Annotated in this window: 17 protein-coding genes and 1 pseudogene; 11 read left to right on the top strand and 7 right to left on the bottom strand. The window is 71.3% G+C overall.

Annotated elements, in window-relative coordinates; all coding sequences use genetic code 11:
• Window positions 1–19 precede the first annotated feature (19 nt).
• The gene (mce, locus tag ABEB09_RS09265) at window positions 20–460 is read right to left on the bottom strand and encodes a methylmalonyl-CoA epimerase (RefSeq protein WP_345688971.1); all 441 of its coding nucleotides are present in this window, start codon (window positions 458–460) and stop codon (window positions 20–22) included.
• 149 nt (window positions 461–609) lie between these two features.
• Between mce and ABEB09_RS09260 the strand changes: the two genes are divergently transcribed.
• Both ABEB09_RS09260 and meaB read left to right on the top strand, forming a co-directional pair.
• Window positions 610–1818 (top strand): acetyl-CoA C-acetyltransferase, encoded by a 1209-nt coding sequence (locus ABEB09_RS09260; protein WP_345688969.1) that lies wholly within the window; start codon window positions 610–612, stop codon window positions 1816–1818.
• 41 nt (window positions 1819–1859) lie between these two features.
• Entirely contained in the window at window positions 1860–2816 is a 957-nt protein-coding gene (gene meaB / locus ABEB09_RS09255; protein WP_345688967.1) for a methylmalonyl Co-A mutase-associated GTPase MeaB, read from the top strand.
• Window positions 2817–2966: 150 nt separating this feature from the next.
• Here the strand turns inward: meaB and ABEB09_RS09250 are convergent, their stop codons facing one another.
• The 4 genes from ABEB09_RS09250 to ABEB09_RS09235 form a co-directional block, all read right to left on the bottom strand.
• Window positions 2967–3443 (bottom strand): MarR family winged helix-turn-helix transcriptional regulator, encoded by a 477-nt coding sequence (locus tag ABEB09_RS09250; RefSeq protein ID WP_345688965.1) that lies wholly within the window; start codon window positions 3441–3443, stop codon window positions 2967–2969.
• 132 nt (window positions 3444–3575) lie between these two features.
• Window positions 3576–4370 carry an AIM24 family protein gene (locus ABEB09_RS09245; protein ID WP_345688963.1) on the bottom strand — a complete coding sequence of 265 codons (795 nt, stop codon included), beginning with the start codon at window positions 4368–4370 and terminating at the stop codon, window positions 3576–3578.
• Window positions 4367–5017: an AIM24 family protein gene (locus tag ABEB09_RS09240; protein WP_345688961.1), complete on the bottom strand. Its 651-nt coding sequence runs from the start codon at window positions 5015–5017 to the stop codon at window positions 4367–4369. The genes ABEB09_RS09245 and ABEB09_RS09240 overlap by 4 nt, the downstream gene beginning before the upstream one ends.
• Window positions 5017–5655: an AIM24 family protein gene (locus ABEB09_RS09235; protein ID WP_345688959.1), complete on the bottom strand. Its 639-nt coding sequence runs from the start codon at window positions 5653–5655 to the stop codon at window positions 5017–5019. Before ABEB09_RS09235 ends, ABEB09_RS09240 begins: the two co-directional genes overlap by 1 nt.
• 154 nt (window positions 5656–5809) lie before the next feature.
• Here ABEB09_RS09235 and ABEB09_RS09230 point away from each other — a divergent pair, with 154 nt between their 5' ends.
• The 4 genes and pseudogenes from ABEB09_RS09230 to glxA all read left to right on the top strand — a co-directional run bounded on the left by ABEB09_RS09230 (window position 5810) and on the right by glxA (window position 10433).
• Complete coding sequence (locus ABEB09_RS09230) at window positions 5810–6157, top strand: DUF3817 domain-containing protein (protein WP_345688957.1); 348 nt, start codon at window positions 5810–5812, stop codon at window positions 6155–6157.
• Complete coding sequence (locus ABEB09_RS09225) at window positions 6154–6447, top strand: MTH1187 family thiamine-binding protein (RefSeq protein ID WP_345688955.1); 294 nt, start codon at window positions 6154–6156, stop codon at window positions 6445–6447. The genes ABEB09_RS09230 and ABEB09_RS09225 overlap by 4 nt, the downstream gene beginning before the upstream one ends.
• A 237-nt stretch (window positions 6448–6684) precedes the next feature.
• Entirely contained in the window at window positions 6685–8463 is a 1779-nt protein-coding gene (locus tag ABEB09_RS09220; RefSeq protein WP_345688953.1) for a glycosyltransferase family 2 protein, read from the top strand.
• Between the two features lie 3 nt (window positions 8464–8466).
• Window positions 8467–10433: pseudogene (gene glxA, locus ABEB09_RS09215) on the top strand (radical copper oxidase GlxA).
• A 28-nt stretch (window positions 10434–10461) separates the two neighbouring features.
• Here the strand turns inward: glxA and ABEB09_RS09210 are convergent.
• A complete protein-coding gene (locus ABEB09_RS09210; protein ID WP_345688951.1) occupies window positions 10462–11499 on the bottom strand; it encodes a glycoside hydrolase family 6 protein in 1038 nt (345 codons plus the stop codon).
• Between the two features lie 161 nt (window positions 11500–11660).
• On the opposite strand from ABEB09_RS09210, the gene ABEB09_RS09205 reads away from it, so the two are divergent.
• The 4 genes from ABEB09_RS09205 to ABEB09_RS09190 all read left to right on the top strand — a co-directional run bounded on the left by ABEB09_RS09205 (window position 11661) and on the right by ABEB09_RS09190 (window position 14915).
• Window positions 11661–12170, top strand: coding sequence for a MarR family winged helix-turn-helix transcriptional regulator (locus ABEB09_RS09205; RefSeq protein ID WP_345688949.1), 510 nt, complete (start codon window positions 11661–11663; stop codon window positions 12168–12170).
• Window positions 12171–12242: 72 nt separating this feature from the next.
• Window positions 12243–12575, top strand: a complete 333-nt coding sequence (locus ABEB09_RS09200; protein ID WP_345688947.1) for a DUF3817 domain-containing protein — start codon at window positions 12243–12245, stop codon at window positions 12573–12575.
• Between the two features lie 82 nt (window positions 12576–12657).
• A complete protein-coding gene (gene icmA / locus ABEB09_RS09195; RefSeq protein ID WP_345688945.1) occupies window positions 12658–14358 on the top strand; it encodes a coenzyme B12-dependent isobutyryl-CoA mutase large subunit in 1701 nt (566 codons plus the stop codon).
• Between the two features lie 62 nt (window positions 14359–14420).
• Complete coding sequence (locus tag ABEB09_RS09190) at window positions 14421–14915, top strand: GNAT family N-acetyltransferase (protein ID WP_345688943.1); 495 nt, start codon at window positions 14421–14423, stop codon at window positions 14913–14915.
• 19 nt (window positions 14916–14934) lie between these two features.
• Here the strand turns inward: ABEB09_RS09190 and ABEB09_RS09185 are convergent, their stop codons facing one another.
• Window positions 14935–15573, bottom strand: a complete 639-nt coding sequence (locus tag ABEB09_RS09185) for a TetR/AcrR family transcriptional regulator (RefSeq protein ID WP_345688941.1) — start codon at window positions 15571–15573, stop codon at window positions 14935–14937.
• 230 nt (window positions 15574–15803) lie between these two features.
• Here ABEB09_RS09185 and ABEB09_RS09180 point away from each other — a divergent pair, with 230 nt between their 5' ends.
• Entirely contained in the window at window positions 15804–16781 is a 978-nt protein-coding gene (locus ABEB09_RS09180) for a tetratricopeptide repeat protein (RefSeq protein ID WP_345688939.1), read from the top strand.
• Window positions 16782–17158 lie beyond the last annotated feature (377 nt).

Here is a 17158-nt window from a genome sequence, read left to right as displayed (position 1 = left end):
CGGGCCAGGAATGGGTGGGTCAGTGCTCCGCTGAGGAGGGGTCAGCGGACGTGACGAGTTCGGTGAGGACGCCGTGGCAGTCCTTGGGGTGCAGGAACGTGATCCTGGACCCCATCGAGCCCCGCCGCGGCTCGTCGTAGAGGACCCGGACGCCCTTGCCGCGGATCGCCGCGGCGTCCCCGTCCACGTCGGCCGTGCCGAACGCGATGTGGTGGACGCCCTCGCCGTTCTTGGCCAGCCACTTCGCGACGGTGGAGTCCTCGCGGGTGGGCTCCAGGAGCTGGAGGTAGGAGGCACCGCCGTCGGAGGTCTCGTTGATCTTGAGCATGGCCTCGCGGACGCCCTGCTCCTCGTTGACCTCGGTGTGGAAGACCTCGAAACCGTAGGTGTCGCGGTAGAACGCGACGGTCTTGTCGAGGTCGAAGCACGCGATCCCGATGTGGTCGATTCTCGTCAGCATGGGTCCAGTGCAGCGCTCCGCGAGGTGGTTACGCAACGTGCGCGCGATCACACCGGCTGGCCGGTGACCCCGCGCCGTACCGCTCAGTACATTGGCAGTAAACCCTCGTTCACTCCGCAGCCCCCCAGGCTGAAAGGGGATCGTGCCTCATGTCTGGAACGACCGGAAACACCTCCGTCATCGTCGCGGGCGCCCGTACGCCCATGGGCCGGCTCCTCGGCTCGCTCAAGTCCTTCTCCGGCGCCGACCTGGGCGGCTTCGCCATCAAGGCCGCGCTGGACCGGGCCGGCATCGGCGGCGACCAGGTGCAGTACGTGATCATGGGGCAGGTGCTCCAGGCCGGTGCCGGCCAGATCCCCGCCCGCCAGGCCGCCGTCAAGGCCGGCATCCCGATGAGCGTCCCGGCGCTCACCATCAACAAGGTCTGCCTCTCCGGCCTCGACGCGATCGCGCTCGCCGACCAGCTGATCCGCGCCGGCGAGTTCGACGTGGTCGTGGCCGGCGGCCAGGAGTCGATGACCAACGCCCCGCACCTGCTCCCGAAGTCCCGCGAGGGCTTCAAGTACGGCGCGATCGAGATGCTCGACGCCATGGCGTACGACGGTCTCACCGACCCCTTCGAGAACATCGCGATGGGCGAGTCCACCGAGAAGCACAACACGCGCCTCGGCATCGGCCGCGCCGAGCAGGACGAGATCGGCGCCCTGTCGCACCAGCGCGCCGCCGCCGCCCAGAAGAACGGCCTGTTCGAGGCCGAGATCACCCCGGTGGAGATCCCGCAGCGCAAGGGCGAGCCCGTCCTCTTCGCCAAGGACGAGGGCATCCGCCCCGAGACGACCGTGGAGTCCCTGGGCAAGCTGCGCCCGGCGTTCGCCAAGGACGGCACGATCACGGCCGGCACGTCGTCCCAGATCTCGGACGGCGCCGCGGCGGTCGTCGTGATGAGCAGGGCGAAGGCGGAGGAGCTGGGCCTGGAGTGGATCGCCGAGATCGGCGCCCACGGCAATGTGGCGGGCCCGGACAACTCGCTCCAGTCCCAGCCGGCCAACGCGATCACGCACGCGCTGAAGAAGGAGGGCCTGGAGGTCTCCGACCTCGACCTCATCGAGATCAACGAGGCGTTCGCCGCGGTGGCCGTGCAGTCGATGAAGGATCTTGGGGTATCCCCTGAAAAGGTGAACGTCAACGGTGGCGCGATCGCCCTGGGCCACCCCATCGGCATGTCCGGCGCCCGTGTCGTGCTGCACCTGGCGCTGGAGCTGAAGCGGCGCGGCGGCGGTGTCGGCGCGGCGGCGCTGTGCGGCGGCGGCGGCCAGGGTGACGCGCTCATCCTGCGCGTTCCGGGCAACGGCAACTGAGCAGCGGCAACGGCACGGCGCGTAGAGGAGCTCTGTAGGTGATGGTGGACGTCCCCGCACTGGTCGCCCAGGCACGGGAGGGCCGGCCCCGGGCCGTGGCCCGGCTGATCTCGCTCGTGGAGGGGGCGTCCCCGCAGCTGCGCGAGGTGATGGCGGCGCTCGCGCCGCTCACCGGCGGCGCGTACGTGGTGGGCCTGACCGGCTCGCCCGGCGTCGGCAAGTCCACGTCGACGTCCGCGCTGGTCTCCGCGTACCGCCGGGCCGGCAAGCGGGTCGGCGTCCTCGCCGTCGACCCGTCCTCGCCGTTCAGCGGCGGCGCCCTGCTGGGCGACCGGGTCCGGATGTCCGAGCACGCCTCGGACCCGGGCGTCTACATCCGCTCCATGGCCACGCGCGGCCACCTGGGCGGTCTGGCGTGGGCGGCGCCGCAGGCGATCCGCGTGCTGGACGCGGCGGGCTGCGACGTGGTGCTCGTCGAGACCGTCGGTGTGGGCCAGTCCGAGGTGGAGATCGCCTCGCAGGCCGACACCTCCGTCGTCCTGCTGGCCCCGGGCATGGGCGACGGCATCCAGGCCGCGAAGGCGGGCATCCTGGAGATCGGCGACGTGTACGTGGTGAACAAGGCCGACCGGGACGGGGCCGATGCCACGGCCCGGGAGCTGAACCACATGCTGGGCCTGGGCGAGGCGCGGGCGCCGGGCGACTGGCGGCCGCCGATCGTCAAGACGGTCGCCGCGCGCGGCGAGGGCGTCGACGAGGTCGTGGAGGCCCTGGAGAAGCACCGCGCGTGGATGGAGGAGCACGGCGTGCTCACCGAGCGCCGCGTGAAGCGGGCGGCGCACGAGGTCGAGACGATCGCCGTGACCGCGCTGCGCGAGCGCATCGGCGACCTGCACGGCGACCGGCGCCTGGGCGCACTGGCCGAGCGGATCGTGGCGGGCGGGACGGACCCGTACGCGGCCGCGGACGAGCTGGTCGCGGGCCTGACCGGCAACTGACGGCACCCGGGCCTACGACGGCGGCCCCGCCCCCTTCGCGGGGGCGGGGCCGTCGTCGTACGTATGCATGGGGGGCCGGTGGGGATCTGTCGGCGTGACCCGCACCGGGCCGGACACCCTGCGGGGCAGCGCAGGGCGGGTGCCGCTCGGCTACGGCCTTCCGCGCAGCCCGCGCAGCTGCTCGGCGATCGGGCCCAGGGACTCCCGGAGGCCCTGCAGCGCGTCGGGGGAGAGCTGGTCGATGAAGTGCCTGCGCACCGACTCGACGTGGTGCGGGGCGACCTTCTGCATGGTTTCCATGCCCTGCTCGGTCAGGACCGCGTACAGTCCGCGCCGGTCCGACTCGCAGTTCTCACGCCGGACCAGGCCGGCGTTCTCCATGCGGGTGATCTGGTGGGAGAGCCTGCTCTTGGACTGCAGGGTGGCTGCCGCCAGATCACTCATCCGCATCCGCCGCTCGGCGGATTCCGAGAGGTTCACCAGGATCTCGTAGTCGTTGTTGGTCAGGCCGAACGGCTGGAGGTCCTTCTCCAGCTGGTACGTCAGCAGCCGCTGGACGTCCAGATAGGTACGCCAGGCGCACTGTTCGGCATCGCTCAGCCACGGGATGGCCGTCTCGGTCTCCATATATGGATTCTACCTAAGAAGTTGAATATTGGACGAAATAGGAGTGACGCCGCTCCGCTCCCGTCCCCCGTCCTCGAACGCCCCACGCAGTTGCGCAGACGTTCGAGCGCGTCACACTCCGCAGACTACCGCTCACAGCCCGAAGCGGCGCTGGAGGTCTCCCAGCTGTCCGGGAAGGCGCGGTGCCGAGCCCGAGGGCCCATGGCCGGATCCTTGCCCCGAGTGCGGCACTCCGCCACCGGGGACGCCCGGCTCGTGCGGCACGGTTCCCGTGCCCTGCTCCGGCATCAGCGTCTCCGTCGACTGGAGCAGCACCGTCCCGGCACCGACGAACTCGAACTGGTGCTCCTCGCCGGACGCGCCCCCGATGCCGGTCAGCGCGCGCAGCCCGCCGACCACGCCGCTCAGGTACGCGTGGTCGTAGTGGTGGCACGGCGACGGGCAGTCCGCCCAGCCCACCAGCGCCTGCGGGTCGACCCGCAGCGGAGGCTCCATGAAGACCACCGGGCCGTTGGACGCGGCCACGAACTTCCCCGTACCGATCAGCGTCAGGAAGCCCGGCACGATCGACTGCTTCAGCGCGAGCGTCGGCTGGAACGCCAGCAGGTTCCCGGCCCGGATCGTCAGATTGCCGTCCTCCAGGTCGTACGAGTTCACGTCGAACGCCCGGTCCGCGAGCAGCATCTTGCCGCTGCCCTCGGCCACCACCCAGTCGCTCGCGTGCAGCGGCGAGTGGAAGCTGGTCCGCACGAGCCGGTCGAGCCGGCCGTGCCCGATGCCGTTGAAGTCGATCCGCCCGTAATAGGCGATCATCTTGCCCTTCTGCAGGAACCACTGCGAGCCCTTGAGCTCCACGCAGAAGGTGTACGCGTTGACGTTGTCGTCGCTCGGCAGGCTCGCCGGATCGAACACCACGGACGCACTCACAGCTTCTCCTCCGAGGCCTGGACGTAGACCGCACCACTGCCGCTCAGCTCCAGCTGGAACGCCTCGCCCGAGCCGCGCCCCACCATGTCGCGCCAGCCCAGCGCGGTGGAGAGCTTGTTCCGTACGTCGCCGTGGTGCGCGACGTACGCCTGCGGGTCCACATGGACGGGCCGCCCCGGCACGACGGGCAGCTCGATGACCCCGCCATGGGCCATGACGGCGACGGCGCCGTGCCCCTTGAGCGTCGTCGTGAACAGCCCCTGCCCGGTCACCTGGCCGCGCACCATGCCCATCACGCCGCCCTGCGAGCCCATGAACATCGTGCCCTGCTGGAGCGTCCCGTCGAACGCCAGCAGCCGGTCCGCCTCCACGTACAGCGTGTCCCCGGTCAGCTGGATCACCTGCACATGGTGGCCGCCGTGCCCGAACATCACCGTGCCGCTGCCCTCGACCGTCATCAGCGGCGCCGCCTCGCCCGCGGCGCGCCGGCCGATCATCGCCATGACGCCGCCCTGGCCGCCCGTCAGGTTCGGCGTGAAAGTGACGTCGCCGCGGTACGCGAGCATCGCGCCGCGCTGGCTGAACATCTTCTGGCCGGGCACGATCGTGGCCTCGACCATCTTGGAGTTGATCTCCCGGAACGGCATCAGACGTCACCCCCGACGGTGTTGCGCTCGCTGGGCTGGACGTACACGAGGCCGTCGCCCTCGAAGCGGATCTGGAACGCCTCGCCGCCGCCCTCGCCGATGAACGTGCGGAACGTCACACCGGACTGGAAGCTCTGCTGGAGGTCGCCCTGGTGGGCGACGTACGCCCCGGGGTCCACCGACAGCGGGTACTGCGGCGTCACGCGCAGCACGACCGCGGGGCCGTGCGACATGATCGCCGCCTGGCCCGTGCCCTCGACGGTGGTCGTGAACAGGCCGTTGCCACTGGCGCCGCCGCGCAGCCCGGTGAACGAGGTGCCCGTCCGCAGCCCGCCGTCCGCGCACAGCAGGTTGCTGGCCTCCACCCAGAGCTTGTCCCCGTGCAGGGACAGCACCGTGATGTCGGAGGCCCGGTCGGCGAAGTAGCAGGTGCCCTGCCCCTTCACCTCCATGACCTCCATCTGCTCGCCGGTCAGCCGGCGGGTCACCATCCCGCGGAGGCCCTCACCGCCACCGGACATCTTCTTGAACGCCATCTGGCCGTCGTAGGCGACCATCGAGCCGTTCTTCGCCTTCACGGCGTCGCCGGACATGTCGACGGCGAGCACCTTGCTGCCTTGGAGTCGGAACGTTGCCACGGAGCGACCGTATCCGGCGCGCCCGGCAGCCGGACAAGCACCCTGAGGAGGATCCGGACCCTGATAAAGCCTTGGCAAAGCCGCCTGTCACAATGGTCCGACCGCTTGTGCACGCATTCACAAGATCGCCCGACGACCTCGAAGGTGCCAACCTGTGGACATCAAGACCGCTTCCTCCCTCCACCGCCTGCGACTCGTCTCCGCCCCGGAGGCCGTCTCGTTCATCCTGCTGCTGATCTGCTCGGTGCTGAAGCGCACGACGGAGTTCAACGCGGTCCCGGTCATGGGCGCGATCCACGGCGTGCTGTTCATCCTGTACGTCCTCTTCTGGCTGGACGCCTGGAACCGCACCAAGTGGGACCTGAAGACCGCCGCCCTCTACTTCGTCCTGTCGGTCCTGCCCTTCGGCGGCTTCTTCGCGGAGCGGAAGCTGAAGCGGGCGGCCGAGGACGCGGTGATCGCCTCCCGCGCGCGGCGCGAGGGCAAGGTGAACGCGGCGTGATCGTCGCGTTCTCGGTCACACCGCTGGGGGTCGGCGAGGACGTCGGCGAGTACGTCGCCGACGCCGTCCGCGTGGTCCGCGAGTCGGGCCTGCCGAACCGTACGGACGCGATGTTCACGTCCGTGGAGGGGGAGTGGGACGAGGTCATGGACGTGGTGAAGCGCGCGGTCGCCGCGGTCGAGGCGCGGGCGCCGCGCGTCTCCCTCGTCCTCAAGGCCGACATCCGGCCGGGCGTCACGGACGGACTGACGTCGAAGGTGGCGACGGTGGAACGCCACTTGTCCGTGTAGCGGGCGCCCCACCGGCGGTGAGCCGCCCCCGGACCCACCCACCGTCGTGGCGCGCAGGGGTGGGCCCTCAGGCCGGGGGGCCGTTCCGCCCAGCGGAACGACCGCCCACAGCGAAACGGCGGTGCGGTCCGCGGCGGAACGGCGGCGCAGCCCGGTTGGGCTACTCCGGTCGACATGGGGTGCCGGGTCCACTTTTGTGGGCGTATAGGCACCTTCCTCGGCAGGCTGGAGGGCACCGTGCGGTCGGAGGGCTACGACTACGACACCCACAGCCGTCTCGCCGGACCCCTGACGGAGCCCGGCCCGGGGCCCTACACCGTTCAGTACCGCAGCCTGCTCGCCCGGGAGCCGCACCGAATACGCGCCGTGCTCCTGATGGCGCTCGCCCCGCTGCTCTCCGCCGTCCTCCTCGCGTACCTCGTCTGGCCCACCCACTGGACCCGGCGCGACGGCGGCGACCGGTGGCTCGTCGCGTTCGACACGGTCATGCTCGTGTCGATCGGGCTCATATGCCTGTTCATGCTGGTCAACGTGGTGTCCATCGCCCACGCCACGCTCGTCGCCCGCGACCCGGTCCCCGTCGTCCCGGAGGACGGCACCCGGGTCGCGTTCCTCACCACGTACGTCCCGGGCAAAGAGCCCCTGTCCATGGTCCGCGCCACCCTGGAAGCCGCGACACGCCTCCGCCACCGCGGCACGCTCCACGTCTGGCTCCTCGACGAGGGCGACGACGACCACGCCAAGGCGCTCTGCGCCGAGCTGGGCGTCCACCACTTCACCCGCAAGGGCGTCCCCGAGTGGAACCGCCCGGAGGGCGCCTACAAGGCCAGGACCAAGCACGGCAACTACAACGCGTGGTTCGCGCGGCACGGCCACGCGTACGACGTCTTCGCCTCCGTCGACACCGACCACGTCCCGCTCCCCGGCTTCCTGGAGCGGATGCTCGGCTACTTCCGCGACCCCGACGTCGCCTTCGTCGTCGGCCCGCAGGTCTACGGCAACTACGCCTCACCCGTCACCAAGGCCGCCGAGTCCCAGCAGTTCCTCTTCCACGCCCTCATCCAGCGCGCCGGCAACCGCTACCGCGCCCCCATGTTCGTCGGCACCAACAACGTCGTACGCGTCAGCGCCCTCCGGCAGATCGGCGGGCTCTACGACTCCCTCACCGAGGACATGGCCACCGGCTTCGAACTGCACCGGACCAGGAACCCGGAGACCGGCCGCCACTGGCGCTCCGTCTACACCCCGGACGTCCTCGCCGTCGGCGAGGGCCCCGCCTCCTGGACGGACTTCTTCAGCCAGCAGCTCCGCTGGTCCCGCGGCACGTACGAGACGATCCTCAAGCAGTACGGGAAGGCCTTCTTCCGGCTTCCGCCGGGCCGGCTCCTCAACTACACGCTGATGCTCGCCTACTACCCGATGACGGCCGTCAACTGGTTCCTCGGCGTCCTCAGCTGCGTCCTCTTCCTCTGGCTCGGCGCCTCCGGCACCCAGGTCTCCTCCTCCGTGTGGCTGATGCTCTACAGCGACGCCGCCGCCCTCCAGATCGGCCTGTACCTGTGGAACCGCCGCCACAACGTCTCCCCGCACGAGCCCGAGGGCTCCGGAGGGCTCGCCGGCATGGCGATGTCCGCGCTCTGCGCGCCCGTCTACCTCGCGTCGCTGACCTCCGCCGTCCTGCGCAGGCGCGGCGGGTTCGTCGTCACCCCGAAAGGCGGCGCCACCAGCCCCGACCGGCTCCCGACCTTCCGCGTCCACCTGATGTGGGCGGCCGTCCTCGCCTCCTCGCTCGTCGCCTCCGTCCCCCTCGGTCACACGCACGCGGCCATGCGCACCTGGGCCGTCCTGGCCCTCGCCGTCTCCCTCGCCCCCGTCGCCGTCCGGGGGTGGACCACGCTCCAGGAGCGCCGTACCGCCGCCCTCCCCAGGCCGGAACGGCCGGAACGGCCCGAACGGCCCCTGCACGGCGGCGAGGAGACCGAGGCCGCCCTCGCCGCCACGACAGGGGGGAACTGAGCCATGGCCCACCGGCCGTCCCGGACGTTCCGGAAGACCCTGCTCGGCGGCGGCGCGGTCCTCGTCCTGGCCGGTCTCAACGCCCCCGCCGCGCTCTCCTTCGCCGAGGAGAGGTACCACGCGTACAAGATCTCCCAGCCCGGCTACAAGGCCCGGTACGGCTCCTGGCACCGGCTGGACGTCCCCCGCGCGTACCGCCTCAACGCCGTCCACGCCGCCCTCCTCCGCACGGGCAAGGTGCTGCTCATCGCCGGATCCGGCAACAACCAGAGGAACTTCGACGCGGGCTCCTTCACCACGATCCTGTGGAACCCCGCCGACAACACCTTCAAGGACGTCCCCACCCCCGAGGACCTGTTCTGCGCCGGCCACAGCCAGCTCCCCGACGGCCGGCTCCTCGTCGCCGGCGGCACCGCCCGCTACGAGGTCCTCGACGGCGAGGTCAAGCGCGCGGGCGGCGGCATGCGCGTCAGGAACGAGAGCCCCGACAGGGCCGTCACGCTCAAGAAGGGCACCGTGTTCCGCTCGCCGACCGGCGTCGAGTACGTCTCCACCCAGGACGTGACGGTCCCCAAGGCCCGGCGCCGGTTCACCGTCCCCTCCTCGGCGAGCGGCCGGCCGCCGAAGCCCCTGGAGGCCAAGGTCACCCCGGGCGAGGCCCGCGTCTTCGTCCAGGCCCGCGAGGAGGGCCCGCGCGGACTCACCACCCAGGCCGCCCAGTACGAGATCCTCGGCCTCACCGGCAAGGACGCGCACGGCGTCCACGGCATCGCCCAGAAGCTCACCACCGACAAGCAGGACTTCCAGGGCATCAAGTCGGCCTACGAGTTCGACCCGGTCGCCGAGCGGTACGTCCCCGTCGCCCCGATGCAGGACGCCCGCTGGTACCCGACCCTCGTCACCCTCCAGGACGGCAGGGTCCTCGCCGTCTCCGGCCTCGACGACATCGGCCACATCGTCCCCGGCGACAACGAGATCTACGACCCCGGACGAAGAAGTGGACGAAAGGGCCCTCCCACTACTTCCCCACCTACCCGGCCCTCTTCCTCACCCAGGGCGGCAAGCTCTTCTACAGCGGCTCCAACGCCGGATACGGCCCCGCCGGCAAGGGCCGCGTGCCCGGACTGTGGGACCTGAGGAAGAACGTCTTCCAGGAGATCCGCGGCATCGCCGACCCCGACCAGCTGGAGACCTCCGCCTCCCTCCTCCTGCCCCCGGCACAGGACCAGAAGGTGATGGTGCTCGGCGGCGGGGGAGTGGGCGAGTCGCCCCGGTCCACCGCCCGTACCGCCGTCATCGACCTCAAGGCCGACAGCCCCGTCTTCCGCGCGGGACCCGCGCTCCCCCAGGGCACCCGCTACCTCAGCAGCGTGCTCCTGCCCGACGACACCGTCTTCACCACCGGCGGCTCACGCGACTACCGGGGCCGCGGCGCCAGCGACATCCTCGGCGCCCAGTTCTACGACCCCGAGGCCAACGCCTTCCGCGCGGCCGCCGCCCCCACGGTCGGCCGCAACTACCACTCCGAGGCGCTGCTCCTGCCCGACGGGCGCGTGGTGACGTTCGGCTCCGACCCCCTCTTCGGCGACAAGGACAACACCAGGCTCGGCACCTTCGAGCAGCGCGTGGAGATCTACACCCCGCCCTACCTCCAGGGCGACGCCCCCCGCAGGCGCCCCGTCCTCGGCGCCGGCCCGCGGGAGCTGGACCGCGGCGGCCGCGCCACCTTCCGGACCCGGGACGCCGCCCGGATCACCGAGGCCCGGCTGATGCGGCCCAGCGCCGTCACCCACACCACGGACGTGGAGCAGCGCTCGATCGCACTCCGCCTGACGAAGACCGAGAACTCCGTCACCGTCCAGGCGCCCGTGGACCGCACGCTCGTGCCGCCCGGCTGGTACATGCTGTTCGCGCTGGACGACCGGGGCCGCCCGTCCGTGGCGAAGTGGGTGCGGGTGGGCGCCGGCTGACGGGTCCGCGCCCGTCAGCCGTCGGCAGTCAGCCGGCGGCGCGGCGGGCCAGCCCGAGCGCGTACTCGGGCCACCACGTCCCGGCGGACGGCCCGCCCCGGCACGGGCCGTCCGACTCACCCGGCCGCTTCACCCACAGATACGCGTCGACCAGCGCCTCGCCCGTCCGCAGCGTGGGCGCGGTGCCCAGGGCCCGGCCCGGCGGGTTGCACCAGGCCTCCTCGCCCCCTCCCTGCAGCGGGCCCGCGCCGTTGCGGCTGGTGTCGACGGCGAAGCGGGCCCCGCCGAGCAGCCCGGACAGCCGCGTCCCGAACGCCGTGACCACATCGTTCGTCTGGAAGTTCGCCACGTTCAGCGAGAAGCCGTCCGCCCGGTCGACGCCCGCCCGCCGCAGCGGCTCGACCAGCTTGACCGGGTCCCTGACCCAGGCCGGGTTCCCGGCGTCCAGGTACACCTTGGTGTTCGGCTGCCGCTTCAGCCGGGTCACGGCCTCCGACAGCAGCCTCAGGCGCTCCTCCCGGACCGCGCCCCGCGCACAGCCGTCCAGCAGGTGCGGCACCGCGTCCGGCTCCAGGACGACGATCGCGGACGCGTCCCCGACGGCGTCGGCGAACGCGCCGATCCAGTCCCGGTACGCCTGGGCGCCGGCCGCGCCGCCCGCCGAGTACTGCCCGCAGTCGCGGTGCGGGATGTTGTACGCGACGAGGACGACCGTACGGCCCCCGGCGGCGGCCGCCCCGCCCACCGCCCGCGCGATGTCCGGTACGGGGTCGTCGCCCGCCGGCCACACGGCGGCCGGCCGCTCGGAGATCCGGCGCAGGATCCTCGCGTCCGCGGTGCGGCCCGCCGCCTCGTACGCCTTCACCTGCCGTGCCGCGGCGCTGCCCGGATCGATCCAGAGTGCGGAGCCCGCGGCCGCCTCGCCCCGGCCGGCGGGCGCCGTGGCCGGACCGGTCCCGGAGCCGCCCTGTGGCGTCCGGTCGGGCCCGGAGGAGCAGCCGGCGGCGGTGAGGGCGGCGGCCAGCGCCAGGGCGATGAGCGCACGAGACGATCGGTGGCCGGTCATCCAGACCCCTTGTACGACGATGTGTACGGCGACGAACAGGCCGGGCTATCGTGACATAACGGCCACAAGCGGTCGTGGTGCGACACCGGCCGGACGGGGGGCCGGGACCAAAGCGTGAGACCGGGCTGACCGGAATGTGACCACTGGGTAAGGTCGTTGCCGTGCCGAAGCCGCTCAGTCTCCCGTTCGACCCCATCGCCCGCGCCGACGAACTCTGGCAGCAGCGCTGGGGACCCGTGCCCGCCATGGCCGCGATCACCTCGATCATGCGCGCGCACCAGATTCTGCTCGGTGAGGTCGACGCCGTGGTCAAGCCGTACGGACTGACCTTCGCGCGGTACGAGGCGCTGGTGCTGCTCACCTTCTCCAAGTCCGGCGAGCTGCCCATGTCGAAGATCGGCGAGCGGCTCATGGTCCACCCGACGTCCGTGACGAACACGGTCGACCGCCTCGTCCGGTCGGGTCTGGTCGACAAGCGGCCCAACCCCAACGACGGGCGCGGCGTCCTCGCCTCCATCACCGACAAAGGTCGTGAGGTCGTCGAGGCGGCCACCGCCGACCTGATGGCGATGGACTTCGGGCTCGGCGCGTACGACGCGGAGGAGTGCGCGGAGATCTTCGCGATCCTGCGGCCGCTGCGGGTCGCGGCGGGCGACTTCGAGGAGAAGTAGCGCACGGCAGGGGGTGCGGGCGGACGGGGCCCGCGCGAAGATCGCCCGGATCGGGTGGTTACGCTCGATGGCATGAAATCCAGCGTGCTGACCCGTTACCGGGTGATGGCCTATGTGACCGCCGTCATGCTCCTCGTGCTCTGCGCGTGCATGGTCGCCAAGTACGGCTTCGGCGTCGGCAAGGACGTCACGTTCATGGTCTCCCAGGCCCACGGCGTCCTCTACATCATCTACCTGATCTTCGCCTTCGATCTGGGCTCCAAGGCGCGCTGGTCGTTCGGCAAGCTCCTGTGGATCCTGCTGAGCGGCACCATCCCGACCGCCGCCTTCTTCGTCGAGCGCAAGGTCGTCCGCGAGGTGCAGCCGCTCCTCGTCGACACCGAGCCCGCTCCCGTCAAGGCGTAATCCGGCCGAAGGACCGCCGTGTGGCTCACGCACGGCGGTTGGCCATCGACATTTACTAGGACGTCCTAGTAAATTCGAGAGTATGGACGCTGACGCCATCGAGGAGGGCCGCCGACGCTGGCAGGCCCGCTACGACGCCGCCCACAAGCGCGACGCCGACTTCACCACGCTCTCCGGCGACCCCGTGGAGCCTGTATACGGGCCTCGGCCCGGCGACACCTACGACGGCTTCGAGCGGATCGGCTGGCCCGGTGAGTACCCCTTCACCCGTGGCCTGTACCCGACCGGATACCGCGGTCGCACATGGACCATCCGCCAGTTCGCCGGCTTCGGCAACGCCGAGCAGACGAACGAGCGCTACAAGATGATCCTCGCCGCGGGCGGCGGCGGCCTCTCGGTCGCCTTCGACATGCCGACGCTCATGGGCCGCGACTCCGACGACCCCCGCTCGCTGGGCGAGGTCGGCCACTGCGGTGTCGCCATCGACTCCGCCGCCGACATGGAGGTCCTGTTCAAGGACATCCCGCTCGGCGACGTCACGACATCGATGACCATCAGCGGCCCCGCCGTGCCGGTCTTCTGCATGTACCTCGTGGCCGCCGAGCGCCAGGGCGTCGACCCGTCCGTGCTCAACGGCACGCTCCAGACGGACATCTTCAAGGAGTACATCGCCCAGAAGGAGTGGCTGTTCCAGCCCGAGCCCCATCTGCGGCTGATCGGCGACCTGATGGAGCACTGCGCGGCGAACATCCCCGCGTACAAGCCGCTGTCGGTGTCCGGCTACCACATCCGCGAGGCCGGTGCGACGGCCGCGCAGGAGCTGGCGTACACCCTCGCCGACGGCTTCGGCTACGTCGAGCTGGGGCTCAGCCGCGGCCTGGACGTCGACGTCTTCGCGCCCGGCCTGTCCTTCTTCTTCGACGCGCACCTGGACTTCTTCGAGGAGATCGCCAAGTTCCGCGCGGCCCGCCGCATCTGGGCCCGCTGGATGCGCGACGTGTACGGCGCGAAGTCCGCGAAGTCCCAGTGGCTGCGCTTCCACACCCAGACCGCGGGCGTCTCGCTCACCGCCCAGCAGCCGTACAACAACGTCGTACGGACGGCGGTCGAGGCGCTGGCCGCGGTCCTCGGCGGCACCAACTCGCTGCACACCAACGCCCTCGACGAGACCCTGGCACTCCCTTCCGAGCAGGCCGCCGAGATCGCCCTGCGCACCCAGCAGGTGCTGATGGAGGAGACCGGCGTCGCCAACGTCGCCGACCCGCTGGGCGGCTCGTGGTACGTCGAGCAGCTCACCGACCGGATCGAGGCCGACGCCGAGAAGATCTTCGACCGGATCAAGGAGCGCGGCCTGCGCGCCCACCCCGACGGGCAGCACCCCATCGGGCCCATCACCTCGGGCATCCTGCGCGGCATCGAGGACGGCTGGTTCACCGGCGAGATCGCCGAGTCGGCGTTCCGCTACCAGCAGTCGCTGGAGAAGGGCGACAAGAAGGTCGTCGGCGTCAACGTGCACCACGGCTCGGTCACCGGCGACCTGGAGATCCTGCGGGTCAGCCACGAGGTGGAGCGCGAGCAGGTGCGCGTACTCGCCGACCGCAAGGCCCACCGCGACGACGCCCGCGTGCGCGCCGCGCTGGGCGCGATGCTGGACGCCGCCCGGGACGGGTCGAACATGATCGGCCCCATGCTGGACGCGGTCCGCGCGGAGGCCACGCTCGGCGAGATCTGCGACGCGCTGCGGGACGAGTGGGGCACGTACACGGAACCCGCCGGGTTCTGACCGCGGGCGCAGGCGCGGAAATCCGATCGCCACGGACGGATCTCGGCGTGCATGCTGACCCCATGCATGTCGAGATCCGTGAGGCCACCGCCGATGACTGGCCCGCCATCTGGCCGTTCTTCCACCAGATCGTCGCCGCCGGCGAGACCTTCACCTACCCGGCGGACCTGGGGCCGGAGGAGGCCCGCGGCTGGTGGATGCTGGAGCCGCCGAACCGCACGGTCGTGGCGCTCGACGGGTCGGGGACCGTGATCGGCTCCGCCAAGATGAACAACAACCAGAACGGCAACGGCTCGCACGTGGCCAGCGCCAGCTACATGGTCGACCCGGCGCACGGCGGCCGCGGCGTGGGCCGGGCGCTCGTGGAGTACTCCCTGGAGTGGGCGCGGGCCGCCGGCTTCCGGAGCATGCAGTTCAACGCGGTCGTGGAGACCAACAAGCACGCCGTACGGCTCTACGAGGACATCGGCTTCGCGATCGTCGGCACGGTCCCGGACGCCTTCCACCACCCGGTGCACGGCGACACGGGGCTGCACGTCATGTGGCGCCCCCTGTGACCCGGACCGACTGACCGCCTCACCCCCGGGCCGCCGCGCCCAGTCCGCCGAGCAGCAGGGCGGTGAACCGCTGGACCCACTGGGTGTCGACGGGCTGGCCGCTCACCAGGGCGCGGTGGACGACGGCGCCCGCGATCACGTCGAAGATCAGGTCGTCGGTGCCGCCGACCGCCCCGGCAGGGGAGGTCGCGGGCAGTTCGCCGCGGGCCTGGGCGCGGCGGCGGCCCTCCTCGACGAGGCGCTTCTGCCGGTCGACGATCGAGGTGCGGATCCGTTCGCGCAGGGGGGCGTCCCGGGTGGACTCGGCGACCACGGCCATGAGCGCCGTCTTCGCCTCGGGCCGTTCGAGGAGCGCCGCGAACTGCCGGACGACGCCCTCGATGTCGGCCGAGAGGCTGCCGCGGTCGGGCAGCTCCAGCTCGTCGAAGAGGACGGCGACGGCGTCCACGACCAGTTCGTTCTTGCTCGCCCACCGGCGGTAGAGGGTGGTCTTGGCGACACCGGCCCGGGTGGCGACGTCGCTCATGGAGAGCTTGGACCAGCCCAGGTCGACCAGGGCCGCACGGGTGGCCTCCAGGATCGCCGCGTCGGCGGCGGCGCTGCGCGGGCGGCCGGGGCGGCCGGGGGCCGTGGGGGGAGGGGTACGGCGGCTGCACATGACAGGCGACCATACCGGCGAGTAGGTCCGGCGCCGCCGAGCCGCGCGTGTGAGCCAGTTCACGTGATCGTTCCGGTACGGAGCCGCCGCCTTCCAGTTACGCTACGACGCGTAGCGAAAGGCTTGACACGGCCCGCAGCGACAACCACACAGGCACCGGGTGGGGACCCCGTGCCACGGCTTGTGCCATGACTTACCGGTTACGTGCGCGGAAGGGGGAGGATGTACCCATGCAGCCTAGGAACATGTCCATGAGCGGCGTCGTCGACCTCGCCGCGGTGAAGGCGGCCGGAGAGGCCAAGGCGAAGGCGGAGCAGGCGCGCGCCGAGGCGGCCCGCACCGGCGGGGGCGGCGCCGTACCCCCGTCCGCCCTGGTGATCGACGTCGACGAGGCCGGTTTCGAGCGAGACGTCCTCCAGCGATCGGCCGAGGTGCCGGTCGTCATCGACTTCTGGGCCGAGTGGTGCCAGCCGTGCAAGCAGCTCGGCCCCCTGCTGGAGAGGCTGGCCGTCGAGTACAACGGCCGCTTCCTGCTGGCCAAGATCGACGTCGACGCCAACCAGATGCTGATGCAGCAGTTCGGGATCCAGGGCATCCCGGCGGTCTTCGCGGTGGTGGCCGGTCAGGCCCTTCCGCTCTTCCAGGGCGCGGCGCCCGAGGCCCAGATCCGCCAGACCCTCGACCAGCTGGTGCAGGTGGCCGAGCAGCGGTTCGGGCTCACCGGGATCGTCGTGGACCCCGACGCGGAGGGCCCGGCCGGTGCCGGTGCCGCTCCGGCGCGGCCGGCCGGTCCGTACGACGCGCTGCTGGAGGCGGCGGTCCGGGCGCTGGACGCCAACGACATCCCGGGCGCCATCCAGGCGTACAAGAACGTGCTGGTGGACGATCCGGGCAACACCGAGGCCCAGCTGGGCCTCGCGCAGGCCGAGCTGCTCGGCCGGGTGCAGGGCATGGACGCGCAGCAGGTCCGCAAGAACGCCGCCGACGACCCGGCGGACGTGGCGGCGCAGCTGGCGGTGGCCGACCTCGATCTGGTCGGCGGTCATGTGGAGGACGCCTTCGGCCGGCTCGTGGACACCGTGCGCCGTTCGGCGGGCGACGACCGGGACGCCGCGCGGCTGCGGCTGCTGGAGCTGTTCGAGGTGATCGGGCCCGACGACCCGCGGGTGACCGCGGCCCGCTCGGCCCTGGCGCGCGTGCTGTTCTGACGCGCGGCGCCGCTGGGCGCAAGGTCGCCGATTTGGCGACAGAGTGACATGGAGCGGTCGCGCTTTACCAAAACTTGGGGAAGCGCGACCGCTGTTACTGGCAGTAAGTCAACGCCAGTCTTATGTCCGGCTATAGCCGAGGAAATCCGCTTGTGTCGAACCGAGCGGTAACACCGTGCGTGCCCGCACGGCGGCGGGCTGTCGCGGCCCGTTTATCGAGCCGTTACTAGCGGGTAACGAACCCCCTTGTGCCCCGGCCGGTAATGCACCACGATCGCTGACGCTCGGTCCAATTCCGCACCAGCCCGGCAACCAGCCGCGCCGACGCGGCATTGGGTCCCCACCGAGTGGGCCGGTGACATGACGCCGGCCGCGGA

It is taken from the genome of Streptomyces coeruleoprunus, assembly GCF_039542925.1.
GTDB classification, from domain to species: Bacteria; Actinomycetota; Actinomycetes; order Streptomycetales; family Streptomycetaceae; genus Streptomyces; species Streptomyces coeruleoprunus.
The sequence above is the reverse complement of the archived record's forward strand: the minus strand, read 5'-3'. Positions and strand labels throughout refer to the sequence as shown.

What these genes read in the sequence shown, in the direction of transcription:
- ABEB09_RS09240 (WP_345688961.1), bottom strand. Translation starts at nt 5,017, where the DNA reads ATGCCGTTCCGGGAGATCAACTCCAAGATGGTCGAGGCCACGATCGTG.
- ABEB09_RS09180 (WP_345688939.1), top strand. Translation starts at nt 15,804, where the DNA reads ATGCAGCCTAGGAACATGTCCATGAGCGGCGTCGTCGACCTCGCCGCG.
- ABEB09_RS09200 (WP_345688947.1), top strand. Translation starts at nt 12,243, where the DNA reads ATGAAATCCAGCGTGCTGACCCGTTACCGGGTGATGGCCTATGTGACC.
- ABEB09_RS09190 (WP_345688943.1), top strand. Translation starts at nt 14,421, where the DNA reads ATGCATGTCGAGATCCGTGAGGCCACCGCCGATGACTGGCCCGCCATC.
- ABEB09_RS09185 (WP_345688941.1), bottom strand. Translation starts at nt 15,573, where the DNA reads ATGTGCAGCCGCCGTACCCCTCCCCCCACGGCCCCCGGCCGCCCCGGC.
- ABEB09_RS09260 (WP_345688969.1), top strand. Translation starts at nt 610, where the DNA reads ATGTCTGGAACGACCGGAAACACCTCCGTCATCGTCGCGGGCGCCCGT.
- ABEB09_RS09210 (WP_345688951.1), bottom strand. Translation starts at nt 11,499, where the DNA reads ATGACCGGCCACCGATCGTCTCGTGCGCTCATCGCCCTGGCGCTGGCC.
- icmA (WP_345688945.1), top strand. Translation starts at nt 12,658, where the DNA reads ATGGACGCTGACGCCATCGAGGAGGGCCGCCGACGCTGGCAGGCCCGC.
- mce (WP_345688971.1), bottom strand. Translation starts at nt 460, where the DNA reads ATGCTGACGAGAATCGACCACATCGGGATCGCGTGCTTCGACCTCGAC.
- ABEB09_RS09250 (WP_345688965.1), bottom strand. Translation starts at nt 3,443, where the DNA reads ATGGAGACCGAGACGGCCATCCCGTGGCTGAGCGATGCCGAACAGTGC.
- meaB (WP_345688967.1), top strand. Translation starts at nt 1,860, where the DNA reads ATGGTGGACGTCCCCGCACTGGTCGCCCAGGCACGGGAGGGCCGGCCC.